The 26,563-nt window shown below is 59.0% G+C and carries 24 protein-coding genes; 22 read left to right on the top strand and 2 right to left on the bottom strand.

Annotated elements, in window-relative coordinates:
* The first annotated feature begins 64 nt into the window (after positions 1 to 64).
* The 22 genes from flhD (at position 65) to B0H98_RS10505 (ending at position 25,076) form a co-directional block, all read left to right on the top strand.
* Positions 65 to 397, top strand: a complete 333-nt coding sequence (gene flhD / locus B0H98_RS10610; protein WP_106375026.1) for a flagellar transcriptional regulator FlhD — start codon at positions 65 to 67, stop codon at positions 395 to 397.
* A complete protein-coding gene (flhC, locus tag B0H98_RS10605) occupies positions 394 to 954 on the top strand; it encodes a flagellar transcriptional regulator FlhC (protein WP_106375025.1) in 561 nt (186 codons plus the stop codon). The genes flhD and flhC overlap by 4 nt, the downstream gene beginning before the upstream one ends.
* Before the next feature lie 193 nt (positions 955 to 1,147).
* Complete coding sequence (gene motA, locus B0H98_RS10600; RefSeq protein ID WP_106375024.1) at positions 1,148 to 2,017, top strand: flagellar motor stator protein MotA; 870 nt, start codon at positions 1,148 to 1,150, stop codon at positions 2,015 to 2,017.
* Entirely contained in the window at positions 2,014 to 2,937 is a 924-nt protein-coding gene (motB, locus tag B0H98_RS10595) for a flagellar motor protein MotB (RefSeq protein ID WP_106375023.1), read from the top strand. The genes motA and motB overlap by 4 nt, the downstream gene beginning before the upstream one ends.
* Before the next feature lie 43 nt (positions 2,938 to 2,980).
* Positions 2,981 to 5,050 (top strand): chemotaxis protein CheA, encoded by a 2,070-nt coding sequence (gene cheA / locus B0H98_RS10590; protein ID WP_106375022.1) that lies wholly within the window; start codon positions 2,981 to 2,983, stop codon positions 5,048 to 5,050.
* Positions 5,047 to 5,544 carry a chemotaxis protein CheW gene (gene cheW / locus B0H98_RS10585; protein WP_106375021.1) on the top strand — a complete coding sequence of 166 codons (498 nt, stop codon included), beginning with the start codon at positions 5,047 to 5,049 and terminating at the stop codon, positions 5,542 to 5,544. The genes cheA and cheW overlap by 4 nt, the downstream gene beginning before the upstream one ends.
* Positions 5,545 to 5,686: 142 nt before the next feature.
* Positions 5,687 to 6,970 carry a methyl-accepting chemotaxis protein gene (locus B0H98_RS10580; protein ID WP_106375020.1) on the top strand — a complete coding sequence of 428 codons (1,284 nt, stop codon included), beginning with the start codon at positions 5,687 to 5,689 and terminating at the stop codon, positions 6,968 to 6,970.
* A 58-nt stretch (positions 6,971 to 7,028) separates the two neighbouring features.
* Complete coding sequence (locus tag B0H98_RS10575; protein WP_106375019.1) at positions 7,029 to 9,197, top strand: methyl-accepting chemotaxis protein; 2,169 nt, start codon at positions 7,029 to 7,031, stop codon at positions 9,195 to 9,197.
* Positions 9,194 to 10,060 (top strand): CheR family methyltransferase, encoded by an 867-nt coding sequence (locus tag B0H98_RS10570; protein ID WP_106375018.1) that lies wholly within the window; start codon positions 9,194 to 9,196, stop codon positions 10,058 to 10,060. Before B0H98_RS10575 ends, B0H98_RS10570 begins: the two co-directional genes overlap by 4 nt.
* A 95-nt stretch (positions 10,061 to 10,155) precedes the next feature.
* Positions 10,156 to 11,217: a protein-glutamate methylesterase/protein-glutamine glutaminase gene (locus tag B0H98_RS10565; RefSeq protein WP_106375017.1), complete on the top strand. Its 1,062-nt coding sequence runs from the start codon at positions 10,156 to 10,158 to the stop codon at positions 11,215 to 11,217.
* A gap of 38 nt (positions 11,218 to 11,255) precedes the next feature.
* On the top strand, positions 11,256 to 12,953 hold the full coding sequence (locus tag B0H98_RS10560; protein ID WP_106375016.1) for a methyl-accepting chemotaxis protein: 1,698 nt from the start codon (positions 11,256 to 11,258) through the stop codon (positions 12,951 to 12,953).
* Positions 12,954 to 13,006: 53 nt separating this feature from the next.
* The gene (cheY, locus tag B0H98_RS10555) at positions 13,007 to 13,396 is read left to right on the top strand and encodes a chemotaxis response regulator CheY (protein WP_106375015.1); all 390 of its coding nucleotides are present in this window, start codon (positions 13,007 to 13,009) and stop codon (positions 13,394 to 13,396) included.
* A gap of 42 nt (positions 13,397 to 13,438) precedes the next feature.
* The gene (gene cheZ, locus B0H98_RS10550) at positions 13,439 to 14,134 is read left to right on the top strand and encodes a protein phosphatase CheZ (RefSeq protein WP_106375014.1); all 696 of its coding nucleotides are present in this window, start codon (positions 13,439 to 13,441) and stop codon (positions 14,132 to 14,134) included.
* A 115-nt stretch (positions 14,135 to 14,249) separates the two neighbouring features.
* A complete protein-coding gene (flhB, locus tag B0H98_RS10545; protein WP_106375013.1) occupies positions 14,250 to 15,419 on the top strand; it encodes a flagellar biosynthesis protein FlhB in 1,170 nt (389 codons plus the stop codon).
* A complete protein-coding gene (gene flhA / locus B0H98_RS10540) occupies positions 15,416 to 17,503 on the top strand; it encodes a flagellar biosynthesis protein FlhA (RefSeq protein ID WP_106375012.1) in 2,088 nt (695 codons plus the stop codon). Before flhB ends, flhA begins: the two co-directional genes overlap by 4 nt.
* 90 nt (positions 17,504 to 17,593) lie before the next feature.
* Positions 17,594 to 19,717 (top strand): flagellar biosynthesis GTPase FlhF, encoded by a 2,124-nt coding sequence (gene flhF, locus B0H98_RS10535; RefSeq protein WP_244183083.1) that lies wholly within the window; start codon positions 17,594 to 17,596, stop codon positions 19,715 to 19,717.
* Positions 19,714 to 20,310, top strand: a complete 597-nt coding sequence (locus B0H98_RS10530; RefSeq protein WP_106375010.1) for a hypothetical protein — start codon at positions 19,714 to 19,716, stop codon at positions 20,308 to 20,310. The genes flhF and B0H98_RS10530 overlap by 4 nt, the downstream gene beginning before the upstream one ends.
* Positions 20,311 to 20,403: 93 nt before the next feature.
* Entirely contained in the window at positions 20,404 to 20,781 is a 378-nt protein-coding gene (locus tag B0H98_RS10525; RefSeq protein ID WP_244183082.1) for a flagellar protein FlhE, read from the top strand.
* A 26-nt stretch (positions 20,782 to 20,807) separates the two neighbouring features.
* Entirely contained in the window at positions 20,808 to 21,509 is a 702-nt protein-coding gene (locus tag B0H98_RS10520) for an RNA polymerase sigma factor FliA (protein WP_106375008.1), read from the top strand.
* A 40-nt stretch (positions 21,510 to 21,549) separates the two neighbouring features.
* A complete protein-coding gene (locus B0H98_RS10515; RefSeq protein ID WP_106375007.1) occupies positions 21,550 to 22,368 on the top strand; it encodes a motility protein A in 819 nt (272 codons plus the stop codon).
* Positions 22,369 to 22,371: 3 nt separating this feature from the next.
* Positions 22,372 to 23,049 carry an OmpA/MotB family protein gene (locus B0H98_RS10510; protein ID WP_106375006.1) on the top strand — a complete coding sequence of 226 codons (678 nt, stop codon included), beginning with the start codon at positions 22,372 to 22,374 and terminating at the stop codon, positions 23,047 to 23,049.
* Positions 23,050 to 23,060: 11 nt separating this feature from the next.
* A complete protein-coding gene (locus tag B0H98_RS10505; RefSeq protein WP_106375005.1) occupies positions 23,061 to 25,076 on the top strand; it encodes a sensor domain-containing diguanylate cyclase in 2,016 nt (671 codons plus the stop codon).
* A 2-nt stretch (positions 25,077 to 25,078) separates the two neighbouring features.
* Here the strand turns inward: B0H98_RS10505 and B0H98_RS10500 are convergent, their stop codons facing one another.
* Entirely contained in the window at positions 25,079 to 25,618 is a 540-nt protein-coding gene (locus tag B0H98_RS10500; protein ID WP_106375004.1) for a hypothetical protein, read from the bottom strand.
* 142 nt (positions 25,619 to 25,760) lie between these two features.
* Positions 25,761 to 26,504 (bottom strand): Crp/Fnr family transcriptional regulator, encoded by a 744-nt coding sequence (locus B0H98_RS10495; RefSeq protein WP_106375003.1) that lies wholly within the window; start codon positions 26,502 to 26,504, stop codon positions 25,761 to 25,763.
* Positions 26,505 to 26,563 lie beyond the last annotated feature (59 nt).

Genomic DNA, 26,563 nt, shown 5'->3' with positions numbered 1-26,563 from the left:
AAAATTCATCAGGGCGTCCGTATAATGTTTACAAGATAGCGCCTGTGCCATTTGATGGAACACTATGAGTCACACTAATTTTCTCGATGAAATTCAAGAAATAAACTTAGCCTATTTGCTTCTCGCGCAGCGCCTTTTAAGTGAAGACCGCGAAGCGGCGCTGTTTCGCTTAAAGATAGATAGCGACGTGGCCGATCTATTAGCGACGCTCAGTGCGCGCCAGTTGACGAAACTTGCACGCACCAACCAGCTGGTGTGCCGGTTTAGTCAAACCAGTGCGCAGCGCCTGCGTCAGGTTACCCAGAACCCGCGTGATCAGGGATTGGCTGGTTTACACGCATCGCTACTGCTGGCTTGCGATACGTTTGAGTCGTTGCCGCCAGGGGGTGAGGGGTGACCCAGAAAAGTTTGGTCGATGAAATGCATCAGGTGCAGCTGGCAATAGAGCTGATAGAGCTGGGGGCACGCCTGCAGGTGTTGGAAACGGAGACCGAGCTAAGCCGTACCCGCCTGATCAAGCTTTATAAAGAAGTGTGTGGTATGTCGCCGCCCAAAGGCATGCTGCCTTTTTCGGCTGACTGGTTCATTACCTGGTTGCCTAATGTTCATTCATCGCTTTTTTACAATATTTACGCCAGCCTGCGAAAGAATACGCGCTGCGAACGAATCGAGGCGTTTGTAAAAGCTTATCGGCTTTACGACGAGCAGATGATGCTGGAAGGCGCAGAGCCGGTACTTGGACTGACACGCGCCTGGACGCTGGTGCGCTTTTTCGAAAGCGACCTGCTGCAGTTGAATAAATGCACGCGTTGTAAAGGACACTTCGTCGCGCATGCGCACAGCCCTGAGCGAGACTACGTGTGTGGCATCTGTCAGCCACCCTCCAGAGCAGGGAAAACGCGTAAATCGCAGCGTGCCCAAGAGGATAAAAACAGCGCTGACGATGCCGGGTAGCAGGATGCCAAGCATGTCTTTAACGCATAGATAGCGGCAAAAGGCGGTGGTACTTTTTAATTAAACTGTACATTAGCCCTAGTATGATGGCGCTAAATTGTGCTTGAGCTGGAACGATGCCTGACCATCAGAGCCGATGGCTAACTTTTAGTTCCCCCCACTTGATACTTAAAACACCGCAAGGACCCTGCTTGTGCTGATACTTCTAGGCTATGTAGTCGTTTTGTTATGTGTATTTGGTGGCTATGTGCTGGCAGGTGGCAGCCTGGGCCCCTTGTACCAACCACTTGAGCTGCTCATTATCGGCGGCGCTGGCGTGGGTGCCTTTATTGCGGCCAACAACATCAAGGCGATTAAAGCTACCTTCAAGCTTCTGCCCCGGCTCAAGGGAGCCAAAAAATATAACAAAGCGTTTTACATGGAAGTGATGGCAATGCAGTACAAGCTATTGTCGAAAATCCGCCGTGAAGGAATGCTGGGCATAGAGCGGGACATTGATAACCCCCAGGAAAGCCCCCTTTTTCAAGAGCATCCCAGCGTATTAGCTGATCCTCTGGTCATGACGTTCTTGACGGATTACCTGCGTCTGATGGTAAGCGGCGGCATGGAGCCCATGGAAATTGACGAGCTCATGCTGCACGAAATCGAGGTCTTTGAGCAAGAGGCTCACGTGCCCATCGATGCCATCGCAAAAGTGGGTGATGCCATGCCCGCTTTCGGTATCGTGGCGGCGGTCATGGGAGTTATCAAGGCACTTACCTATGCCGACGCCAGTGCTCAGCAGATGGGGGAAATGATTGCTCACGCGCTGGTAGGCACCTTCCTGGGTATCTTGATGGGTTACGGCTTTATTAGCCCGATTGCAAGCTATGCAGGACGCCAAACCCAGGAAGTGGAAAAGATGATGCAGTGCATTCGAATCACCTTGCTGGCGAGTCTGCACGGCTACGCACCACAGCTGGCCGTCGAGTTTGGCCGCAAGGCACTCTATACCGCTGAACGCCCAAGCTTCACCGAGCTTGAGGATTACGTGAAAGATGCCAAGAAGGCCGGTGGTGCATGAGCAAGGGAAGCGATAAGCGTCCGATTATCATCCGGCGCAAGAAAGTGGTGCATGCGCATCATGGTGGCGCCTGGAAAATTGCCCTTGCGGATTTCATGACCGCGCTGATGGCGCTATTTCTGGTGATGTGGATTCTAAGCGTTTCCAGTGAGGAGACCCGGCGCGGCGTGGCGGAGTATTTCAGCACGCCTCTGGTAACGGCGATTACTGGTGGCGACCGTTCTGGCAGTACCAGCGTGATTCCGGGGGGCGGTCCGGACCCCACTCATAGTGATGGCGAAAGGGCGCGCATAGATGTGATGCAGCATACGCGTCCAAGTATGCAGGAGCAGCGCTTTTTCACTGACTTGCAAGAGCGTATCGAGCGGGCCATCGAGCAAGACCCGGAGCTGCGCCAGCTGCGCAATCAGATGCGGTTCGACCTGACGCGTGAAGGCCTTCGTATCCAGCTGCTGGATACCGAACAGCGGCCCATGTTCGAGCTGGGGCGTGACCAGGTGGCGCCCTATATGCGCAATCTGCTGCGAACGATAGCGCCGCTGTTAAACGAGCTGCCCAATGATCTGAGCATTAGCGGGCACACTGACAGCGTGCCCTACGCCGGTGGCTACCGAGGCTACAGCAACTGGGAGCTGTCCAATGATCGCGCCAACGCCTCACGTCGGGAGCTCGTTGCCGGAGGACTCGATCCCGATCAACTGCTGCGTGTATCGGGCTTTGCCGATCGCGTACTGCTGCCTGATACCGGGCCAACCGATCCGGTCAATCGGCGCATTGAACTTGTCGTTTTGCTGCCTGAAATCGCAGAGGCGATTCGCAATCCTGGCATCATGAGATCTGATGTCTCAACGCCTACCTCTGCTAATGAACTGGTAGAAGAGCTGCCACAAGATACTTCACCGGACGATATGTCGGAATGATCCCGGCTGGTGAGAAAAATATGACGTTAGAGTGGAGTGGTGCATGGATATAGCGGACTTTTTTGACACGTTTTTTGAAGAGGCTGAAGAGCTGCTCGCCGATATGGAGCAGCACTTGCTTGAGCTCGACGTCGATAACCCGGACAGCGAGCAGCTAAACGCTATTTTCCGCGCCGCGCACTCGATCAAGGGCGGAGCCGGCACCTTTGGCTTCAGCGTGCTGCAGAAGACCACGCACATTTTTGAAAACCTGCTGGATCATGCACGCAAAGGCGAACTTACGCTGCGTGCCGACCTCGTGGATACCTTTTTAGAGGCCAAAGACATCATGCACGAGCAACTCGATGCCTACCGCAACGAGGAAGCGCCCGACGAAGAGGCGTACGAAAGAATTTGCCAGACCTTACAGCAAATCGCCCTAGAAGAGATCGGTGAAACGCTGGAAGCGCCGGCGGCCACCCCTGCTCCGCTTTTCAAGGCAGAAGAGTCCGCAGAGTCTGCAAGCGAAACCGCTGGAAATCAGCTGGTAGTCGCCCTGCTCAACGTCAGTGACAAGGACCGGACGCTGCTGGTCGAAGAGCTTGAGCAACTGGGCGAGGTTCAATCCCAGTCGGGTGACGAGAAGCGCTACGAGGTCATTCTTCAGGGGGATATCAGCGCCGATGATATCGAAGCAGTCATGTGCTTTATCATCGAGCCCGACCAGATCGAGATCAAGGCGGCTGAAAACGTCCAGGCCACCGCGCCGGCGGCCTCAGCGCCGCCTGTCGAGGCCGCACCTGCCGCTGTCGCTCAGGCGCCCGCTAAGCCCGCTGTAAAAGCCAGTGCCCCGGCGGCGGCCAGTAAAGAAGCTGCCGCCAAGCCCAAGAAGGCGGCTGAATCCTCTTCGATTCGGGTATCCGTCGACAAGGTCGATCAGATCATCAACCTGGTGGGCGAGCTGATCATCACCCAGTCAATGCTCGATCAAACGGTCAGCGACCTGGAGGACCAGTCGGTGGGGAACAGCTCGCTGCAGAACGGCATGAGCCTTTTGCAGCGTAATGCCCGCGACCTTCAGGAAGCGGTCATGTCGATCCGCATGATTCCCATGGAGTTTGTCTTCAGCCGCTTCCCGCGCGTGGTACGTGACACGGCCGGCAAGCTTGGCAAGGAGATCGAGCTGATCACCGAGGGTAAATCCACCGAGCTTGACAAGAGTCTGGTCGAGCGCATTACCGACCCTCTGACCCACCTGGTGCGTAACAGCCTGGACCATGGCGTCGAGATGCCCGATGAACGGGAAGCGCTTGGCAAGCCGCGTACCGGCAAGCTTATTCTGTCGGCACGTCACCAGGGTGGCAATATCCTGATTGAAGTGCGCGATGATGGCGCGGGCATGGACCGCGACCGGCTGCTGGCCAAGGCGCGGGAAAATGGCCTTAGTGTCTCCGATACCATGACCGACGAAGAAGTCTATCAGCTGATTTTTGCGCCGGGCTTTTCGACCGCCAAGGAAGTGACCGACGTCTCCGGACGTGGTGTGGGCATGGACGTGGTCAAGCGTAATATCCAGGGCATGGGCGGGCGCGTCGAAATCCAGTCCAAGAAAGGCGAAGGCACCAACACCCGCATCGTGTTGCCGCTGACGCTGGCGATTCTGGACGGAATGTCGATCAAGGTCGGCGGCGAGACCTTTATCCTGCCGCTTTCTACCGTGCTTGAATCCCTTCAGCCGACCAAGGACGACATGTATGCCATGGCCGGTGATGACGTTGTGCTCAAGGTGCGTGACGAGTATCTACCGGTCATTGCCATCCACGAAGTACTGGATGTGGAAAATGCGATTACCGATCCGACACGCAGTATCGCCGTGATCGTGCAGGGTGAAGGACGGCGCTACGCCATGCTGGTCGATGAGTTGATCGGTCAGCAGCAGGTCGTGGTCAAGAATCTGGAAGACAACTATCGCAAGGTGCCGGGTATCTCCGCCGCCACCATTCTGGGAGATGGCAGTGTGGCCCTCATTCTGGATATCACAGGATTGCACCGCTTGAGCAGGGTCAAGAAAGAAGCGGGCAAAATCGTCAATAATCAACATCTCTCTTTTTATAAGGAGGCTGAGCCGTCATGAGTCAGGCAACAAATGGGGCGGTAATGGCCGCCGAAGCCGAAAGCCGCGAATTCCTGGTGTTTTCGTTAGGTGAAGAAGAGTACGCCATCGATATCCTGAAAGTGCAGGAAATCCGGGGTTACGAAAACGTCACTCGCATTGCCAACGCGCCTGACTTTATCAAGGGCGTGACCAACCTTCGTGGCGTCATCGTGCCCATTGTGGATCTGCGCATCAAGTTCCACCTTGAAAACGTCGAGTACGGTGGTCAGACCGTGGTGATCGTGGTCAACGTGGCAGATCGCGTCGTAGGCATCGTGGTGGATGGCGTTTCTGACGTCATGACGCTGACGCCTGAACAGATCAAGCCCGCGCCTGAGTTTGGCGTCACGCTCTCCTCTGACTTCCTGAGCGGCCTGGGCAGTCTGGATGATCGCATGCTGGTGCTGGTCGATATCGACAAGCTGCTGACCAGTGAAGAAATGGCGCTGGTGGATAGCACCAGCAACCGCTGATCGTTCAATCGATACATCATCGAAAAGACACAGGGAGCGTGTCTTTTCAAGCGAAAACAAGACGACCCAAGCGTTAAGGACAACGCCTGTGAGTAATGTTGTGTTGGGAGACACAAGGGTGACACAGCTAATGCGGCAGGTAATGGGTAACATGACCGTGCGACTCAGTTGGGGGCTGGTACTGGCCTCCTTCTCGCTATTGGTGATTGTGGCGTGCGGCATCGGTTTTTACGCGCTGCAGCACGGTGCGGCCATCATGCAGGCGATTGGCGATGGCCAGGCATCACAGGCAGTGTTTACCGATTTTACAGCGCGTATCCGCTGGATGCTGATAGCCATCGTACTGGTCACCGTTGCCACCGTAGTGATCGTGATCTGGGGTGTGACGAGTAATGTGCTGAAACCGCTTGACCGGTTGGTCGGCTACTTCGAGCATATGGCTCAGGGTGATTTAAGCCAGCAGATTACGGCCCCCGGCAATAACGAAATCGGCCGCTTATACGTTGCCATGGCGCATATGCAGTCTTCCCTATCGGAAACTGTCGGCGTCGTTCGCAGTAGTGGCGCCACCATTTTTGAGCGCTCCCAACAGATTGCCAGCGGCAATAACGATCTCTCCTCCCGCACCGAACAGCAGGCCTCCTCACTTGAAGAAACGGCTTCCAGCATGGAGGAGCTCGCCTCAACGGTTGGCCATAACGCCGACAATGCGCGTCAGGCCAGCCAGCTGGCACAGAGCGCAACGCTGACGGCTCGGCGCAGCGGTGAAGAGGTGGGTGGCATCGTGGGAACGATGCAGGAAATCAGCGCAAGCTCCCATCAGGTAGCGGATATCATCACCGTTATTGACAACATCGCCTTTCAAACCAATATCCTGGCGCTCAACGCCTCGGTCGAGGCTGCCCGTGCCGGTGAGCATGGCAAAGGCTTTGCCGTCGTTGCCCAGGAAGTGCGTAGCCTGGCCAGCCGCAGCGCCAATGCCGCCAAGGAGATCCGTACCCTGATCGACACCTCGCTTGGCAAGGTGGATGCCGGCACCCAGCGCGTCAACCAGGCCGGTGAAACCATGCAGGCGCTAGTGGATGCCGTACAGCGGGTCAGCGATATCATGGATGACATTGCGGCCGCCTCTGAAGAGCAGAGCAACGGTATCGTTCAGGTCAATCAGGCCGTTGCGCAGATGGATCAGGTGATTCAGCAAAATGCCCAGCTGGTTCAAAACGCCGCGCGCAGCGCCAATGAGCTTGAAAGCGAAGCGGCTCGCCTGAGAAGTGCCGTCGAGCGCTTTCAGGTAGCTAATACCCATACCCCTAAAGCCGCGTTGCCTGTTTCCACCACCCTTATGAGCCCCTCTTTGGCACCTCGCGCGTCACGCGTGGCTGCTGCACCCAAGGTGGTAGAGCACGACGCCTGGGAGTCCTTCTAGGCCCTAAGCAGTTACCCGTACCAATATTCCAAGAATACTTACAATACAGGGCACAAGAATGCGCAATAACCAGCCTGTTTCTCAACGCGAAGTTGAGTTGAAGGAAGACGACTTTTTAGTCTCCCGCACGGATCTGAAAGGTCGTATTACCTACACAAACCCGGCATTTATCCAGATAAGCGGCTTCACGAAGGACGAATTGCTGGGCGCGCCGCATAACCTGATTCGACATCCTGACATGCCGTCGGCCGCCTTTGCGAACCTGTGGCAAACCATTCAAGCCGGCGACACCTGGCGGGGGCTGGTCAAGAACCGGTGCAAGAACGGTGATCACTACTGGGTCGATGCCAGCGTCACGCCAATTATCGAGAACGATGAGGTGGTGGGTTACGCCTCGGTGCGCGTTCAGGCTTCGCGCGATGCTATTCAGCGCGCCGAACAGGCGTATACCGAGATACGTGAAGGGCGCGGCAAGCGGCTCTATCTGGATAAGGGGCGCCTGCGTCAACGCGGCATGGTGCAGCGCCTGAAGCGGGTTCAATTGAATACCGTGCGCGCCAAGCTGGTGGGCATGGTGTTAGTCGCGGCGGCGCTGCTGCTGGTCAGCGGCGGGCTGGGTCTTTACGGGTTGAACGCTTCAAGTGAACGCCTTGAGCGGCTCAATAGTGATGGTCTGCGCGACGTCGTCAGGCTACAGCAAATCGATCAGGCGATTGCCAAAACGCGCCAGGAGTTGATCGAGCCTGAACGCATGGCCTTGATCAATCAGCGCCTTGATATAGGCCAGACCATTGAACAGCGCGCCGAAGAGATCGCCAGCGTGTGGCAGGCCTACTACTCACGCCCGGTGAATGCCACGCCGCTGGCCACTGCGTTCAACGAACAGCTTCAGGCGTTTCTGGACGAAGGGATGAGCCAGGGCGCGAGCGTTTTGCAGGCTGAAGAGACCTACCAGGCTTTTACCGGCTTGGACGCTATCATTGAGGTCATGTCGGGTGAAGGCCGGGCATTGTCCGAAATCGTCAATCAACTGATCGGGCAGAAGCAGCTGGCAGCTGAAGCCATGGCAAGCCAGGCCGGACAGACACAAACCACAATTATCACCTTTCAGGCGGTGGTGCTGGGTATCGGCTTGCTGGTACTGATTCTGATCGGTCTGGTAACGCTGCGTGCCATTGTACGGCCGCTGCAAAGCGCCTCGCGTTTTACCCTGCAGATTGCCGGCGGCAATCTGGCGGCGATGGCGCCCAAGCGCCGGCATGATGAGGTGGGTCAGCTCATCGACTCGCTTAATGCGATGCGTAAAAGCCTGAGCAGTATCATCGGCGATGTGAAGGGCGGGATCGATATCGTCACTCCCGCCGCCCAGGATATCGCCAGCGGTAACGAAGCGCTCTCCTCGCGTACAGAGCAGCAGGCGGCCTCGCTGCAGCAGACGGCCTCCAGCATGGAAGAGATGACAGCAACGGTGCGGCAAAACAGCGAGAATGCTCAAGAAGCTCGCCGACTTGCCGATAATAATGCTACGCAGGTGTCGCAAACGGGCGAACTCATGGCGCAGCTGGTGGAAAACATGCAGCGCATCACGCAACGCTCGCAAAAGATGACCGATATCATCAATGTCATCGACTCCATTGCGTTTCAAACCAACATTCTGGCGCTGAATGCCTCGGTCGAGGCTGCACGCGCCGGTGAGCACGGTCGCGGGTTTGCGGTTGTGGCCGAGGAAGTCAGGAAACTGGCGGGGCGCAGCGCTGGTGCTGCTCAGGAAATCCGTGGGTTGATTGATGGTTCCAACCAGGAAGTAGCGACCGGCGCCGGACTGGTCGAGAGGGCCGAGGCCGCCATAGGCGAAGTAGCGGAAGCCGCGCGTAGCGTGACGCATATCATGCATGAAATTTCCGCTGCGTCTAAAGAGCAAAGCAGTGGCATCGCCGAAGTCAATCAGGCCGTGACCGAAATGGATCAGGCCACGCAACAAAATGCAGTGCGGGTTCAAGAAACAGCACGCGCGGCCGTTAAGCTGGAGCAGCAGGCGAGTATGCTCGCGCTCTCGGTCGAAGCGTTTCGACTCAATCACCAACGCGCTGGGTCGTCTCTGGCAGTCACAGACACATCATCTGCCAGACAGACGTCCAGGCTCGCTGGCCCTGCAGAGCGCACGTCGCCATCCGTGCCTTCTGAGCGGCGCCAAGCGGTACCTGTAGAGGAATGGGAAGCATTTTGACTGAGCAACGCGAAAGGAGTATCGACGCCAGCCAGTGGGCGTCTGGCAACCAGATCGAGCGTGATCTGGTGCTGACGGATGCTGACTTTGCTCGCATCCGTGAGCTGATTTATCAGCGCGCGGGCATTGTATTGGCAGAGCACAAGCGTGAAATGGTGTATAGCCGGCTGGCCAAGCGGCTAAGGCATCACAACATGACGCGCTTTACCGACTATCTTGTCCGCCTGGAGCGTCAGCCCGAAGCAAAGGAGTGGGAGGCGTTCACCAACGCACTGACCACCAACCTCACCGCTTTTTTCCGGGAAGCGCACCATTTTCCGCTACTGGCTGAGCATATTCGCAACAAGCCGGGCCCGGTCACCATCTGGTGTTCGGCGGCTTCCACCGGGGAAGAGCCCTACTCGCTGGCGATGACGCTGCTGGAGACGCTTGGCCCCAAGGCGGCCCAGTCGAAAGTGATTGCCACGGATATCGATACCGACGCGTTGAGCAAGGCGCGGATGGGGATCTATCCCCTGGAGCAGGTGCGCAAACTCGACGAGGCGCGGGTCAAGCGCTTCTTTCAAAAGGGCACCGGTCAGCAGCAGGGCCTTGCCCGCATACGCCCGGAGGTGTCTGAACTGGTCGAGTTTTTACCGTTGAATCTGCTGGCGCCCCAGTGGCCGGTCAAAGGCCCGTTCGACGCTGTTTTCTGTCGCAACATCATGATCTATTTCGACAAGGAAACGCAGGCCAAGATACTCAAGCGATTTGCGCCGCTGATGAAGCCGGAGGGGCTGCTGTTTGCCGGGCACTCCGAGAACTTCTCGTATATCAGCGACGCGTTCAAGCTGCGTGGCCAGACGGTATATACCCGGGCCTGATCCAGGCCATTGTCGTGCTTTTCAGACTTTAAAGGCGTGGAAGCCCGCGCTCATGAAGCTGCACATCAGGCGTTAATTGCAAGAGGAGGCGTGCTTTGAGCGCTGCCAAGATCAAAGTGTTGTGTGTCGATGATTCGGCACTTATTCGTGACCTGCTGACCGAAATTATCAACTCACAGCCCGATATGGAAGTGGTTGCCGTAGCCCCTGATCCTCTTGTTGCGCGTGACTTGATCAAGCAGCACAACCCCGACGTACTGACGCTGGACGTTGAAATGCCGCGCATGGACGGTCTGGATTTTCTTGAGCGCCTGATGCGCCTGCGGCCTATGCCGGTGCTGATGGTGTCATCGCTGACCCAGAGCGGCTCGGAAATCACCCTGCGCGCGCTTGAGCTGGGCGCGCTGGATTTCGTGGCCAAGCCAAGCCTGGGCATTCGCAACGGCATGATGGAGTACGCCAACGAAATCGCTGAAAAACTGCGTGCCGCGGCGCGCTCGCGCCCGCGTCAGGCGCGCCACAAGAATACCCCGCCGCCGGCGCAGCTGAAGGCGCCGCTGGTGTCCAGTGAAAAGCTGATCATCATCGGCGCGTCCACCGGTGGAACCGAAGCCATACGCGCCGTGCTTGAGCCGCTGCCGGCCAACGCCCCGGCCATCCTGATCACCCAGCATATGCCTGGTGGCTTTACCCGCTCCTTTGCCGAGCGCCTTGATCGGCTGTGCCGCATCACGGTGAAAGAGGCCACCGACGGTGAGCGCGTACTGCCGGGACACGCTTACATTGCGCCCGGCGACCAGCACCTGAAGCTGGTGCGCAGTGGCGCGAACTACGTGGCTCGCCTGGACAGTGGCCCTCCGGTCAATCGCCATCGTCCCTCCGTGGATGTGCTGTTTCACTCCGCGGCCGAGCACGCCGGACGAAACGCCATCGGCGTGATTCTGACAGGGATGGGCAAGGATGGCGCCGTCGGGCTTCTGGAAATGCGTAATGCCGGCGCACCGACCATCGCACAAAACGAGGCAAGCTGCGTGGTATTTGGTATGCCGCGCGAAGCCATTGCCGTAGGTGGGGCGGTTGAAGTCGCCGCCCTTGATGACATTCCTGCTCGTCTGATGGCAATGGTAGCGGCTTCTGGCCGCGCTCAGCGGGTTTAAACCTTCTTACATAATAATGCTTGCTGGGGAGTGATCCAATGATGCGTTTACTGCGCAATATGAGTATTCATGCGGCTGTCATAGCGGCGCTTGGTTGCTTTGCCACGCTGATTGTGGTGACGGCTGGAATAGGTTTTGTATCTGATCGTAACGCACAGGATAATCTGGCCATCTACAGCCGAATCAGCGGCGACCAGCTCAACGAGATCAACCGGGCGGATTCACTGCTCAACCAGGCCATGCTGGCTATGGAGATCGCGTCGAACTACATGATGGTTGGCGAGATGCGCAGAACCAATGAGCAACTGGCGATTGCCGGGGATCGTATCAGCCGTGCCGAAACGCGTTTTGCGAAATTTGCGTCTACGCCGCGTACGCCTCAGGGCGAGGTATTGGGGGCTGAGCTGATAGCCGACTTCCAGGAAGTGGTTGCCCTGGTCAAGCAGCAGCACGAAAGCTTTGCGCAGATGGATATCAATACCTATAACGATCTCCGTGATGAGCTGGTCGAGCCGCTGGCCGACCTTGCCCAGAGCACAACCGCATTTACCGACTATGGCTTTCAGCGAACCGATGACATTCGCAGCGAAGCGCAGGAGCAGGGGCAGCTCTTTTCGTTCATCAGTGCGATTGCTGTGGGGCTTGCGCTTTTGATTACCCTGCTGATCTATATGGGTTTGCGGCGTACGGTTACCGCACCGCTCAATGACGCGGTCGCGCGGCTGAACAAGATCGCTGAAGCCGACCTGACCCAGCCGCTGCCTGAAGCAGGCAACAACGAAATTGGCCGACTGTTTACCGCCATGGCGGTCATGCAGCAAAACCTGACGGCCATCGTCATGCGAGTGCGGGAGGGCAGCTCGGAAATCCACCATGGCACCCGTGAGATTGCCGGCGGCAATGCGGATCTTTCCTCACGCACCGAGCAGCAGGCCGCCTCGATTGAAGAGACTGCGGCGAGCATGGAAGAGATGACCGCCACGGTGAAACAGAATGCCGATAACGCTCGCCAGGCAAGCACACTGGCGGCGGATGCCTCGACCACGGCGGAGCACGGTGGGCAGGTGGTGGATCAGGTCGTTCAGACCATGCACGGTATTTCCACCAGCTCACAAAAAGTGGCTGATATCACCAGCGTAATTGACTCCATTGCGTTTCAGACCAACATTCTGGCGCTCAATGCGTCGGTTGAAGCTGCGCGGGCCGGTGAGCAGGGCCGTGGGTTTGCCGTTGTGGCCGGTGAGGTGCGTAACCTGGCCAGCCGGAGTGCCGATGCTGCCAAGGAGATTCGTACGCTGATCGATGCCTCGGTCACCCAGATCAAGCAGGGATCGACGCTCGTTGAGCAGGCCGGTTCCACCATGGCAGAAGTGGTCACCGCCGTGCGTCGGGTAACCGATATCATGGATGAGATTTCTGCCGCTTCCCAAGAGCAGAGCGATGGCATCGAGCAGGTAGGCCACGCGATAGGCCAGATGGACCAGGTAACGCAGCAGAACGCCGCACTGGTGCAGGAGGCGTCGTCTGCGGCCGCTTCGCTGGAGGAGCAGGCAAACCGGCTGGAAGAGGCCGTTGCCGTGTTCAAGCTGCTTGGCAATCAGGCGCCTCAACACGCGGCCTTGCCGCCGCGGGCATCAGCATCACTTCCCAAGATGACCAAGAAAACCGCACCGGCTACTCCCACGACCCGCGCTGTGCAAAGCCACAGTGATCATGAAGAGTGGGAAGCCTTTTAACCCTGACTGAGTAAACCGTCACCTTGTGACGCGCATTAAATAGAGGATGAGTAATGGCCGATAAGAACATGAGCTTCCTGGTAGTCGATGACTTTCCTACCATGCGCCGGATTGTACGCAGCCTGCTGAAAGAGCTGGGTTTTACCAATGTTGATGAAGCCGAGGATGGCCAGGACGCGCTGAACAAGCTACGCGCCGGCAGCTTCGAGTTTGTAGTGTCAGACTGGAACATGCCCAATATGGATGGCCTGGAAATGCTCAAAGAGATTCGCCAGGATGAAGGCCTGAAGCATTTGCCGGTGTTGATGGTGACGGCGGAAGCCAAGAAAGAGAATATTATTGCGGCCGCTCAAGCGGGCGCCAACGGCTATGTAGTCAAGCCGTTCACTGCCGCTACCCTGGAAGAGAAGCTGAACAAAATCTTCGAGAAAATGGGTAAATAAAGCGGCTGGGCCTTTGGGCTCGGTCAGCGAGGAGACATCGTAATGAGTCAGAACGAGCAGACAGGTTCTGCCCAGACATCCGAGGAAGTCGCTGAAGATCTAATTCATCGCATCGGTAAGCTTACCCGCATGTTGCGTGACAATATGCGGGAGCTGGGGCTGGACAAAGAGATTGAAAAAGCGGCTGAAGCCATTCCAGACGCCCGGGACCGGCTGCACTACGTTGCCACCATGACCGAACAGGCCGCCGAGCGGGCGCTCAACGCCATTGATCGCGCGCAGCCGCTTCAGGACCAGCTCGCCGAGCGTGCCGAAGGACTTGATAAACAGTGGGCCGAGTGGTTCGAGGCACCCAAGGATCTTGACGATGCCAAGACCCTGGTCAAGGAAACCCGCACTTATTTGAGCGATGTGCCGGCGATCACCGCGGCCACGAATAAAGAGCTTCTTGACATCATGATGGCCCAGGACTTTCAGGACCTGACCGGCCAGGTCATCAAGAAGATGATGGATGTGATCCGCGAGATCGAACACCAGCTCGTTCGGGTGCTAATCGATAACGTGCCCGGTGTTCAGTCCCGTGAAACCATGCAGCGCAAGGCCGAGGATCAATGGAAGAACGATAACGCCCGGCGCAGTGAAGAGCTCCTGAACGGCCCGCAAATCAGGGAAAATGCGCCGGATATCGTGACAGGTCAGGACCAGGTGGACGACTTATTGGACGAATTAGGCTTTTAATGCGGCGTTATTAAGACTTTGTCATTAGCTGCCTCTGGCAGAATAAGCGCTTTGTTCAGCCGTCCCCTGGGGCGGCTGAATTTATGGTGAGCCGCTAAGCGGGCCAGGTAGCAGCATGGCAGATAACGATAGCGATCAGGAAAAGACCGAAGAGGCCACGCCCAGGCGTAGAGAAAAAGCCCGTGAAGAGGGACAGGTTCCCCGCTCCCGCGAGCTCACCACGTTTCTACTCCTGCTGGGCGGCGTCGTTGGTTTGTGGAGTATGGGCATGATGCTTTATGACCAGCTGGGCATGGTCATGGAGCAGGCATTTCTGTTCGAGCGGCGCCAGGCCATGGAAGAGATGCCCATGCTGGTCAATGCGCTGGATCTGGGCCAGCGAACGCTGATTGCCCTGACGCCACTGTTTCTGCTGCTTATGGTGGTCGCGCTGGTGTCGCCGGCGCTGCTGGGCGGCTGGATCGTGTCCGCCAAGTCCATGAAGCCCAAGTTTTCCAAGCTTAACCCGGTGGCAGGCGTCAAGCGCATCTTCTCTTCTCAGGCGCTTATCGAGCTTGCCAAGGCGATTGCCAAATCGGTACTGATCGGCAGCGTGGCCTCGGCGTTTTTGTACTTCAATATCGGCAAGTTTCTGTCCTTGATGGACCAGCCTATTCAGCAGGCCCTTGCCGGAGCGCTTAACATGGCCGCTCAGGCCGCCGGACTGATGGTGTTTTCGCTGATTGTCGTGATTCTCATGGACGTACCTTTTCAGCTGTGGAGCAATGCCAAGAAGCTTCGCATGAGCAAGGAAGAGATCAAGCGCGAGCACAAGGAGTCCGAGGGCGACCCTCATGTGAAAGGGCGTATCCGTCAGCAGCAGCAGGCCATGGCGCGGGGCAGAATGATGAGCAAGGTACCCCAGGCCGACGTTATCATTACCAACCCGACCCATTATGCCGTGGCCCTGATGTACCAGGAAGGCAGTATGGGCGCGCCGCGTCTGGTGGCCAAAGGGGCGGACGCCGTGGCGGCGCGTATTCGCGAGCTGGGTAGCGAGTCAGGGATTCCGCGGCTGGAGGCGCCACCGCTGGCGCGCGCGCTTTACCATCATGTGGACCTGGACGCCGAAGTGCCCGCCGAGCTTTATACCGCCGTGGCCGAGGTCATGGCCTGGGCTTATCGCCTGAAGCACGTTGCACAACAAGGAGGCGAGGTGCCCCCAACTCCCGATAATCTGCCGGTTCCACCGGAATTGGAAAGCCCCGGGCATGGCGCCGGTGGTAATGAGGCGCAACAACCATGAAAGGTTTTAGTCAGCTAATAGGTCAGCGCGACTGGATGAGCGATGTGCGCATGAAGCTGCTGGTCGGGCCGCTGCTGATTCTGATGATCCTGGGCATGATGATCGTGCCCTTGCCCCCTTTTGCGCTCGACCTACTCTTCACCTTCAATATTGCCTTGGCCATCATGGTGCTGATGGTCAGCATGTTTACACGTAAGCCGCTGGATTTTGCGGCGTTTCCATCCATATTGCTCTTTACCACCCTGCTGCGTCTGTCACTTAACGTCGCCTCGACCCGGGTGGTGCTGATGGAGGGCCACCTGGGCGGTGCCTCCGCCGGTAAGGTTATCGAAGCCTTCGGAGCATTCCTGGTGGGCGGCAATTTCGCCGTGGGCCTGGTGGTCTTTTTGATCCTCGTCATCATCAACTTCATGGTCATCACCAAAGGCGCCGGGCGAATTGCCGAGGTAGGAGCGCGCTTCACGCTGGATGCCATGCCCGGTAAGCAGATGGCTATCGATGCCGATCTCAATGCTGGCCTGATTGGCGAAGAGGATGCCAAGAAGCGTCGCGCGGAGGTCGCTCAAGAGGCGGATTTCTTTGGCTCGATGGACGGTGCGAGCAAGTTCGTCCGCGGTGATGCCATTGCCGGCCTGGTGATCATGGTCGTCAATATCATCGGCGGGCTGATGATAGGCATGCTGCAGCACGATATGGGGTTCTCCGACGCCGCCACGACGTACATGCTGCTGGCGATTGGTGACGGCCTGGTCGCTCAAATTCCGGCGCTGGTGATCTCGACGGCCGCGGGTGTCACGGTATCTCGAGTGAGTACCGACACGAACGAAGACATTGGCCAGCAAATGCTCAGCCAGCTGTTCGTGAATCCTCAGGTATTGATTCTGGCCGCCGTCGTCCTGGGGCTGTTGGGTATGGTGCCCGGCATGCCCAATTTCGTATTTCTGCTGTTTACCGCGCTGCTGGGCGGGCTGGCCTGGGTCCTGATTCGTCATAAGCAGAAAACCCAGGTACAGGAAGAGATCGCCACCGCGCCCTCGGTCACCCAGGAGACGCCCGAGGCCAGCTGGGAGGATGTTCAACTGGTGGATACGCTGGGGCTGGAAGTCGGCCACCGCCTGATTCCGCTGGTGGATGCGCGCCAGAAAGGTGAGCTATTGGGACGCATCAAGAGCGTGCGCAAGAAATTTGCTCAGGAAGTCGGCTTTCTGCCCCCGGTGGTGCATATCCGCGACAACCTGGAGCTTTCCCCCAACGCCTACGTGCTTTCACTGAAAGGCGCAGAAATTGGCCGCGCCGACGCTCAGCCGGGCAAGTGGCTTGCCATCGACCCAGGCCAGGTTTCCGGTGAGCTTCAGGGCACGGCCACCCAAGACCCCGCCTTTGGCCTGCCGGCGGTGTGGATCGATACCAACCAGCGTGAGCATGCCCAGGTCTATGGCTATACGGTGGTGGATGCCAGCACCGTGATTGCCACGCACCTGAATCATCTGCTGCACCGCCATTCGCCGGAAATGCTGGGGCGCCAGGAAGTCCAGAAGCTGCTCGATAAGCTGGGCGAGGATCAGAAATCGCTGGTCGAGGAAGTGGTGCCCAAGGCCATTTCGCTCACCGTCTTGCAGCGTATTCTGCAAAACCTGCTGGAAGAGGATGTCTCCATTCGTGACATGCGCTCCATTCTGGATACCCTGGCCGAGTATGCCGGCCAGCAGAAAGACCCGGGCGAACTGACGGCCCTGGTGCGTATCGGTCTGGGTCGCGCCATTACCCAGCAGTGGTTTGCCGGCCAGGAGACGCTCAACGTGATGGGACTCGATGCCCAGCTTGAGCAGGTGTTGATTCAGGCAATGAACGGCAACGGCGCGATGGAGCCCGGTTTGGCAGATACCCTGATGACCCAGGCGCATCAAGCGCTGGAGCGTCACGAAGCGAGCGGCGAAGCGCCGGTGCTGGTGGTCCAGCACTCGCTGCGCGGCGTGCTCTCGCGCTTTCTGCGCCGCCGGATGCGCCATCTGGTCGTGATGTCCCAGGCCGAAATTCCAGATGACCGAACGCTGCGTGTTACCACGCTGGTCGGGGGCCGCTAAGCATGGCGGCCACACGCAGCGATTATTTCGACACATTAAAGGTAAGCCATGAGCGTTAGGCGTTTTATTGGAGCAAACAGTCGCGATGTCATGCGCCAGGTCCGTGAGACGCTGGGCGATGACGCCCTGATTCTGGCCAATCGACGTACTGATGAAGGCGTGGAAATTCTGGCCATGGCCGATGACGCGGTCGACGCCGCTGAACTCACGCCCACGCCACCGATGGCGGTGGCCGAACCGGTGAGTGCGCCTGATCCGCTGCAGGCCATGAGCGAACGACTGCTGCAGGAAATGCAGGATATGCGCGCACTGCTGACCCGCCAGCAGGCAGCGCAGCCCGTAGCGTCGGCCCCGGCGGCCACGAGCACCCAGGCACAGCTGAGTGAGCTGCTGGCACGGGTCGGCTTCAGCGCCGAGCTGGGTGACGAAATACTTTCGGGGCTACCCGAGTCGCTCAAAGCGCTTGACCCCCAAAGCGATGCGCCGCTTGCCTGGCTGCGCCAGCAGCTGGCCGGTCGACTTAACGTGCTCGATGATGAAGCCAGCTTTTTCGACCAGACCGGTATTGTCGCCCTGGTAGGGCCTACCGGTGTCGGCAAGACCACCACCACCGCCAAGCTTGCCGCACGCTTCGTCATGCGCCACGGCACTCGCCCGGTAGCGCTGGTAACCACCGACAGTTTTCGTATCGGTGCCCACGAACAGCTGCGCATTTACGCCCGGCTGCTGGATACGCCCATGTATGCGCTCGATGCCGAACAGCCGGTAGATGATCTGCTCAACCGACTGCAGGGCAAGCAGTGGGTCATGATCGACACGGTGGGCATGAGCCAGCGCGATCAGCGCGTGATCGAACAGATTGCCCACCTTCAGGGCGGACACTCCCGCGTTCGCCTGGTGCTGCTGCTGAATGCCGCCAGCCAGCCGGAAACCCTGGAAGAAGTGGTGCTGCGCTATCGTCAGGCGGCCCGGGCGGCAGGCGCCGAGCTCGATGACTGCATCATCACCAAGCAGGACGAAGCGGGCCGTCTGGCTCCGGTGCTGGATATCGTCATCCGCCATGGCATGCGCGTGCTGTTCAGCTCGCATGGCCAGCAGGTGCCCGAAGACATGAGTGTGGCCACACCCAGGGCGCTGATCCATCAAGCGCTTGAAACCCAGGCCCCGGTCAGCACGCGCTCAGGGCTTGCCGCTCCGCTCAGCATGCCGCGCTGGTCGCGGGATGTGCTGGGCCAGGGGCGGCGTCTGTCATCGCTACTGACCCGGTTACGCCAGCGCATGACCGGCTTTGGTGCGCTGGAAGCCGTGTGGGATATCGGCGCACTGCCCGGCGGCCTGCAGGACAGCCAGCTGGATGCGTTGCTTGCCAAGCCCTTGCCGGCTGCCACCACGGCCTGGTCGGCGCGGCGCAACGAGCGCGGCTGTGACTGGGCCATGCCGGATATGGGTATCGACGAGCAAGACGCTTGGCTTGCGCTGCCTGCGTTGCAGCACCGCCAGCCCGCCGGTTGGCAGGCCCGTTTGGAAGCCCAGAACGAGCGCTCGGGCACACGCGCGCACCTGCTGCCCGTGCTGCCCGATTTCGACACCCGGCAGTGGTTAAATGCGCAGGCGTTGACCTGGGTCAGTCTCGCGGCCCCTGCCCAGCGGGTATCCTTCCACGGCGAGCGCTCCACGCTGCGTGCCCTGTTCAATGACAGCACACTTAGCCACCGCGTTGATGTTCGCTTTCGCGGCCAGGCCATGCAGCTATGGAACGCCTACGCTGAAGTGCATGGCGACGCCGGCGATGCGCTGACGGCCTGGTACGGCGAGATTCGCGATCCGGAAAGCGCCAAGGTGGTTGCCCGGCGCTACTGGCTCACGCCTGCGCGGCTGGGTGGCGAAGTACTGCCGCTGTTAACGACCCAACTGCAAAGCGAGGGGCTCTCGGCGTTGACCAAGCGCGCCTGGCAGCAGCTCAAGGAAGCCGATAGCGGTGATGTAAGCGCCGAGGTGCGCCTGTTGATGGCCAGTGGCGTGGCGGCGGTGGTCAGTCATCTGGATAACGCCTCTGATGAGGCCGCGCTGGCTTTGCGTACCGATCTGCTGAACCTGCTGGGCACTCGCCGCAAGCGTCGTGATACGGCCATGCTGGATGCGCTGGTCTACGCCTTCATGGCGCGGGACGCCATTCGTCAGTTGGGTAGCGTCAGTCGCGAGGTAGGCGTATGAGTCAGGACCAGGCGGCGGGCCTTCGCCAATGGGCGGATGCCCAGCGCATGAAGCAGGAGCAAGGTGGCGAAGAGCTTGCTGAAGAAAGTCTTGCGCCCATGACGCCCGTGCCTGCCAGTCAAGCAGCGCCTGAGAGCGAACTATCGCCCGAAGTATCCAGCGGCGCTCCTCAGCCCATCGCACCCCTGGCCATTACACCGCCTGCGCCGTTGAAACCGCTATGGGTCATTGGCCCGGCGGGACGGGGGACGCTTACCCGCGCGCAGGTAAAGCAACGCCTGGGGCAGTGGTCGACGCTGGGTCGCAAGTGGGCTGGCAGCCCCGAGGCGTGGGAGATCCATGTCATTGATCCGGATGCCCCCGAGCTTGCCCGGCTCACGGCGCAGCATGCCCGTTGGGCGCTGTGGATCAGCAGCGATGCCGATGCCTTTGCCCAGATGTACCGCGCCCTGCGTCTGGCGCGTGAGCATGGTGGCCCACAGCGTCTGCTGGCGCTACATGAGCCGAATGTAAGACGACAGGGGCTCTTGAGCAACCTGCGCGCCGCCGCCGCCAGCTACCTGGCTACCGATCTTCTCTTGCTGGCACGCTGAATGCGGTATATATCAGCGGCTTGGGCGGCGTAATTTTGTCGGAACCGTTATCTTGAGGATGCAACAAGCATGCTAAGCTGGATATTAAGGGTAATGAGTTGCGCTTGGCTTATCGCGTTCGTCGGCGCGACCCATGCGGCAGGCAGCTGGAGTGCCCAGGTGCCCGGCGTCATGGTCGCCATGAGCGATCGGGAGAGCGTCAGCCACCCGGTCACGCCGCCGCCCGGTGTATCTCTCGATGGGGGGGTTATCGACCGGATACACTGGCGTCTGGATGCACCGCCCGGGGAGGTCGTCAACGCTTGGCTCTGTCATCCCCAGCAGTGTGTTGCGCTTTCCGGTATGCGCGGGACCGTTACCGCGCTTGCGGGCAGGCAGGCGGATGCGCCGCTGCGTTTTCGCTTTGCGCTACGTCCAGGCCAGCGCCCAGTACGCGTGCAAGGGCTGCAAGTCATTGTGAACTACCAGTGAAAGTTGTATAGCCGCGAGGCCATAAGATGTACACAGCACAAGGCAGGATCCAACAGCGTGAGCTACTGACGCAGTACATGCCCCTGGTGAGACGTCATGCCTTAACGCTGCAGGTCAGGTTACCGGCAAGCATTGAACTTGACGATCTTATCCAGGCGGGCACGGTGGGGCTTCTGGAAGCACTCAGCCGCTTCGATGCGACCCAGGGTGCCAGTTTTGCCACCTTTGCCAGCCAGCGTATTCGCGGGGCGATGCTGGATGAGCTGCGTACCCGGGACTGGCTGCCGCGCAGCGTCCGGCGCGCGGCGCGGGCAGTGGACGACACTATCCGCCGGCTTGAGCAGCAGTTGGGACGCCCACCTGAAGAGGGCGAAATCGCCCGCGATCTCGATATGCCGCTAAACGAGTATCAGCAGCTTCTCAACGATACCAACAGCGGCCAGCTTTTGCCCTTTGAAGAGCTGGTGGCCGATGGTAGTGAGCCGGCAAGCTTTGATGCCGGCAACCTGCCGTTTGATCAACTTCTGGGTGATCAGCAGCGTGAGACGCTGGTGGCGGCAATCGACGCCTTGCCGGAGCGCGAAAAGCTGCTGATGGCGCTTTACTATCAGGAGGAGCTGAACCTCAAGGAGGTAGGTGCCGTGCTGGGTGTTACCGAATCCCGGGTCTCCCAACTGCATAGCCAGGCCATCAGCCGTTTGCGGGCTCGCCTGAACGACGCTGGCTGAACTGCCACTCTCACTTACACCAACCGGCGAGGAGCCGTTGATGAACCCGTCTACGTTGATAGGTATATTCGCCAGCATTCTGCTGCTGATAAGCGTGCTGTTCTTTACCGCCGAGTCGCCGGAAAGTTTCATTAACCTGCCGGGTCTGGCGATCGTGGTGACCGGCACCCTGGCGGCTACGTTCATCAGCTATCCGCTCAAGGAAGTGCTGCGCGTCGTGCGCCTGGTGGGCCTGGTATTCCGACGTGAGAACACCTATGCCCGCGACGACATCAACGAGCTGGTTGCCATGTCACGGCTGTGGTTCAAGGGCGATGTGCGCGCCGTGGAAAAAGCGCTCGAGCATACCCGCAATCCGTTTCTGCGCACCGGTATTCAGCTGGTCATTGCCAATACCAAAGAGAATGAAATTTTCGACATGCTGCGCTGGCGGATTGCCCGCCTGAAGGCGCGGGAGCATGCCGAGGCGCAGATATTTCGTACGATGGCCACCTACGCGCCCGCCTTTGGCATGATTGGCACGCTGGTGGGGCTGGTCAACATGCTCGAAGTCATGGACGCCGGTGATCTTGAGGTGATCGGCCCGCGCATGGCGGTGGCGCTGCTTACCACGTTCTACGGCATTCTGCTGGCCAATCTGGTGTTCAAGCCGATTGCCGTCAAGCTTGAACGGCGTACCGAAGAGCGCCTGATCACCATGAACATGGTGCTGGAAGGCATCTCGCTGATCACCAAGCGTCGCCTGCCGTCCTTTATCGAAGAAACGCTGAATTCGTTTATTGCCAACTACAACGATGAAATTCGCGACCCCAGCATAAAACCCCGGCCCGGCACTGACAGCGCATCGGCAAAGGGCTGACCGGTGCTGGATCGCGATACGCGCCATACGCTGGAGCTGCCCGCCGCGCAGGGCGAAAGCGACGAAAGCTGGCTGACCAGCTATCTGGACGTACTCACGCTGCTGATTACGCTGTTTGTACTGTTGCTTGCGCTGGCGCCGCCCGGCGGCCAGGAGGCGCAAGAGAGTACCCGCCTGTCCGGGGCGGGTACGGGGGACCCGCTTATGGGCCCGCATGGCGCGGGTTTAATGCCGCGCCAAAACGGCGTACAGCCTGCCATGGCGGCACTCGATATTCCGGGTGTCAGCGTCTCCCAGGGGCGTGAGGGCGTAACGCTGCGCATCGATGATAGCCTTTTGTTTCCAAGCGGCGAGGCAGTGCTAACAGCTCAGGGGCAAGATGTGGTAGAAAGCCTGATTGACGCGCTGGCAACCTTTGATGGGCAGATTTCCGTTGAAGGGCATACTGACAATATTCCGATTGCCACGCCCCGCTTTCCTTCCAACTGGGAGCTTTCTGCCGGGCGCGCTATCGCCGTGATGCGTCATCTTGAGCGTCAGGGAGTGGCTATTTCTCGCATGCGGGCGGTTGGCTACGCCGACACCCAACCCATGGAAAGTAACGCAACGCCGGCCGGACGCGCCGCTAACCGGCGCGTTGAGCTGTTGCTGCGCCAACAGCCGGAGGGTGAAAATAACTAAAGGCCGGGTTTGTGTCCAAGCATTACCCTTTATTGCAATCGTTCGGTGCCCTGCTGGTACTGGATGCCGAAAGCCGCCGCATTCAGGCGACCAGCGCCAATCTCGCAACGCTGGCTGGCCTTGGCGCATCATCACCCCCGATAACGCTTGAACAACTGCTGGGCAGACGCCTGACTCAGCAGGTGCGGTGCGAACTGCAGGGCCAGCCACGCCTGGCAGCGCCGCTGGTCTTTAGCCGCGGGGCGAACAGGTCTTTACACTTTCAACTGCGCGCTTACCGTAGCGGCGAGCATGTGCTCATGGAGCTCGAGCCGTTTCGGATGGACGGTCAGCACCGCCTGCTGGGAGCGCTCCACGAACATCTTTCGCGCCTGGCTGAAACGACTCATCAAGAGGAGCTGCTGGCTTATCTGGTCACCACCGTTCGCACGCTGACCGGCTTTACGCGTGTGGCGGTATGCCAGTTTGATCCGGACTGGCACGGACATATCGTGGCCGAAGCCAAAGCAGATGATGAGTGCTCCATCGCGGGCCAGCGGCTGGCGGCCCGTGATTTCCCCGTGGCGTTGCGGCGTGCCTACGTACGCCACCCGGTACGCTATATTCAAGATGCCCAAGCCCCTGTCGGACCGCTGACGCCTGGCGATCTTTCCGTTGATCTGAGCGCCAGCGTACTGCGCGCACCCACGTTCGAGCGTCAGCGCTACCTGGAACGGCTCGGCGTGCGCGGCATGCTCAACGTCTCCATGATCTGCGAAACCGGGCTATGGGGCGTGTTGTTCTGTCATGCAACGGCGGCGCACGAGGTAACTGCCGCGGTGCGCGATGCGGTGCATATCCTGGTACAGGCCGCCACCGAGCGGCTTTCGCTGCTGCGCGCCCGGCACGAGGCACGCTATTTAAAACGCGTGCAGGACAGCCTGGCGTCCTCCATGAACACCCAACAAAGCCCCCGGGGCCCTGAACAGCTGCTGCTGGATCAGGCCGCCACCTGGATGACCCTGTTTCGAGCCCAGGGCGTCGCGCTATGGCATGCCGGCGGGGTGTATCAGGCGGGAAAGACGCCGGCTCCCGAGGTAATCAGCCAGATGGTCATACGTCTGCGCCAGGCTCATCCTCACAATGGCCCCTGGTGCACGCGCAATACGGCCAAGCATTCATTGACCAGTTCGCTTGCCATGCCGGAGCAGGCCGGAGTGATGGCGATCCCGTTATCCATGGGCCATGCCCAGCGCGCCTGGCTGTTTTTCTTCCGCTTGACGCCGTGTCCCGTGCTTCACTGGTCCGTGCGTCCGGTAAGCGCCGTCGCACTGCCGGTAAGCGGTACGCTGCCAACGGCCTGGTACGAGGAGGTGACAGGCTGTAGCGAAGCGTGGCAGCGCGTTGAGCGCCTGGCGGCGATGAGCCTGGGGCGCGACTTGACGTTGGCTATTTCAAGCTACGAAATCAGCATGCTCAATATGCATCTGGAGCGTGAGCGCAAGGCACTGGCCTCCGCCAATCAGCGCCTAGAACAGCTGGCGCATTTTGATCCGTTGACGCAGATATGGAACCGCTACCGTATCGAGCAGGCAATCGATGACGAGCTGGTCGCCGCCAAGCGTTATGGCGCCACCTTCGCGCTGCTCATGTTTGACGTCGACCACTTCAAGGCGATCAACGATACCTACGGCCACAGCCTGGGCGATGAAGTACTGGTAGCCCTGGCCCGGAGGGTGGAAAGCTCGCTGCGGGGCTGCGACTATTTTGGCCGCTGGGGAGGGGAGGAGTTTGTGATACTGGCAACCCATTCGGATATCCAGGCGGCAGCAGGCCTGGCTGAACGACTGCGCGAGCTGTTGGTGACGCTTCAACTGCCGGGGCTTGATCAGCCGGTAACGGTGAGTATCGGCGTGGTGGCCTGGCAGCCTGATGACAGCTGCAAGACGCTGATGGCCCGCGCCGATGCAGCCATGTACCTGGCTAAGCGCAAGGGGCGAAATCGGGTGGAAGTAGCCGCTGGCGAAGCGGCTCGCGTCAAAGGGTGAGCCTAGGCCGCTTCACACAGTGTCTGCATGCGTGAAATGGCCTCATTGGCACCCTCAAGTTGAAACGTCATGTACCAGGGGGGCTGTTCACCCTGATCAAAGCCTAGAAACAGCTGCTCACCCTCTCGCATCTGGCGAATCAAGGCGGGCATATCGCCCAGGTAGAAGTGCACGTAAAACCCGTCATCGCCGCGCTCGGTGATAAATTCCGCCATGCTATCCATCACTGGCTGCTCGTCGATCCTGATTCGTGTGGGTACCAGGTTAACCGTGCGGCTCTCTGCCTGCTGCTCTTCAAGCGTCACCCGTACTTCAAGCCACGGCAGGTCGCACACGTCTTGCGTGGCGTTCAGGCTGAGCGTGGCATCCGAGTAGCTCTGAGTTTCGACGGCACGAAAGTGGTGTTCGCGACCCAGGTTCAAAATCAGCGATTGCCACTGGCCGTGAGTGTTTACTTCCTGGGTATTGAAAGTAACCCCCGACGCTAAAGGCGCGCCCATTAAAAGCGCGCTGCTTGCCAAGGCCGTTAAGAGTGATTTCATGATCAGCACAGTCAGTTGGGTAGGAAGACTTACAGATTACAGGGCGCAAAGGCATGGCAAAAGCGCCTGGCTGCGTTTAGCCACCCCCTCGAGCGCACGGCGGCAATCAGCAGGGGGCGTTTGGGGGCAGACGGTCAATCAATCAGGCGGACGTCTCGAGCAGCGGACGGACGCTATCGCTCAGATAGCAGGCGTCGAACTCGCCAGCCTCGGCAAGCGCCTTCAAATCGGGGATGGTAACGTTGTGCCGGTCACGAAATACCAGGCCTTCCTCACTGAGCAGGCTGAACGTGCGGCTCACGTGCACAGGACTCAGACCCAGAATATCCGCCAGCTGCTCCTGGGAAAGCGGCAGCCGGAACTTGCCCTTGAGATCGCCGTTCGTTTGGTTCAGGCGGGCGTACATTTCGTACAGGAAGTGCGCGGTCTTCTGGCGAGCGCTGCGTCTTGCCAGGGTCACCAGCCGTTCGGTAATCAGCGCCTGATGACGGCTGCTGATGGCAAAGATCACCGAGGTCAAGGTAAGCGACTGGCGGAAAAGCTCCAGAAGCCGCTTGTGAGGAAAGTGGCAGATAACGCCATCGGTAATCATGCGGACATTCTCCAGGCGCTCGGCAAACGCGAATTCGCGCAGTCCGATGATGTCGCCGGGGAGAAAAACTTCCAGGATCTGCCGGTCGCCGTTTTCAAGGTGCCGGTAGGAGTAGGCCCAGCCGCTTTTCAAGGTGCAGAACTCATTCGCCGACTCGCCCATTCCCCACAGCAAAGAGCCGCCCTTTATATCGGTAGGGGTCTCTTCCAGTGATAGCAGAAGTTCTTTTTCTTCTTTGCTCAACGAGCAGTAGTGATTGAAATGGTGAATGATGCAACTCTGTTCTTGGCTCACAGTTTTTTCTCCATGAGTATTGCCTTACACATATCACGTCGTTCGGCTAATTACGATAA

Origin of the sequence: Vreelandella songnenensis, assembly GCF_003002925.1 — a bacterium.
Taxonomy (GTDB): Bacteria; Pseudomonadota; Gammaproteobacteria; order Pseudomonadales; family Halomonadaceae; genus Vreelandella; species Vreelandella songnenensis.
The sequence above is the reverse complement of the archived record's forward strand: the minus strand, read 5'-3'. Positions and strand labels throughout refer to the sequence as shown.

Bases quoted from the DNA above. Each gene is read 5' to 3' on its own strand.
- B0H98_RS10515 (WP_106375007.1), top strand. From the start codon at position 21,550: ATGAACCCGTCTACGTTGATAGGTATATTCGCCAGCATTCTGCTGCTG.
- B0H98_RS10560 (WP_106375016.1), top strand. From the start codon at position 11,256: ATGATGCGTTTACTGCGCAATATGAGTATTCATGCGGCTGTCATAGCG.
- B0H98_RS10500 (WP_106375004.1), bottom strand. From the start codon at position 25,618: ATGAAATCACTCTTAACGGCCTTGGCAAGCAGCGCGCTTTTAATGGGC.
- B0H98_RS10525 (WP_244183082.1), top strand. From the start codon at position 20,404: ATGAGTTGCGCTTGGCTTATCGCGTTCGTCGGCGCGACCCATGCGGCA.
- flhB (WP_106375013.1), top strand. From the start codon at position 14,250: ATGGCAGATAACGATAGCGATCAGGAAAAGACCGAAGAGGCCACGCCC.
- B0H98_RS10530 (WP_106375010.1), top strand. From the start codon at position 19,714: ATGAGTCAGGACCAGGCGGCGGGCCTTCGCCAATGGGCGGATGCCCAG.
- flhD (WP_106375026.1), top strand. From the start codon at position 65: ATGAGTCACACTAATTTTCTCGATGAAATTCAAGAAATAAACTTAGCC.
- cheZ (WP_106375014.1), top strand. From the start codon at position 13,439: ATGAGTCAGAACGAGCAGACAGGTTCTGCCCAGACATCCGAGGAAGTC.
- cheW (WP_106375021.1), top strand. From the start codon at position 5,047: ATGAGTCAGGCAACAAATGGGGCGGTAATGGCCGCCGAAGCCGAAAGC.
- motB (WP_106375023.1), top strand. From the start codon at position 2,014: ATGAGCAAGGGAAGCGATAAGCGTCCGATTATCATCCGGCGCAAGAAA.
- cheA (WP_106375022.1), top strand. From the start codon at position 2,981: ATGGATATAGCGGACTTTTTTGACACGTTTTTTGAAGAGGCTGAAGAG.
- B0H98_RS10580 (WP_106375020.1), top strand. From the start codon at position 5,687: ATGGGTAACATGACCGTGCGACTCAGTTGGGGGCTGGTACTGGCCTCC.
- cheY (WP_106375015.1), top strand. From the start codon at position 13,007: ATGGCCGATAAGAACATGAGCTTCCTGGTAGTCGATGACTTTCCTACC.
- flhF (WP_244183083.1), top strand. From the start codon at position 17,594: ATGCGCCAGGTCCGTGAGACGCTGGGCGATGACGCCCTGATTCTGGCC.
- B0H98_RS10520 (WP_106375008.1), top strand. From the start codon at position 20,808: ATGTACACAGCACAAGGCAGGATCCAACAGCGTGAGCTACTGACGCAG.
- flhA (WP_106375012.1), top strand. From the start codon at position 15,416: ATGAAAGGTTTTAGTCAGCTAATAGGTCAGCGCGACTGGATGAGCGAT.
- B0H98_RS10575 (WP_106375019.1), top strand. From the start codon at position 7,029: ATGCGCAATAACCAGCCTGTTTCTCAACGCGAAGTTGAGTTGAAGGAA.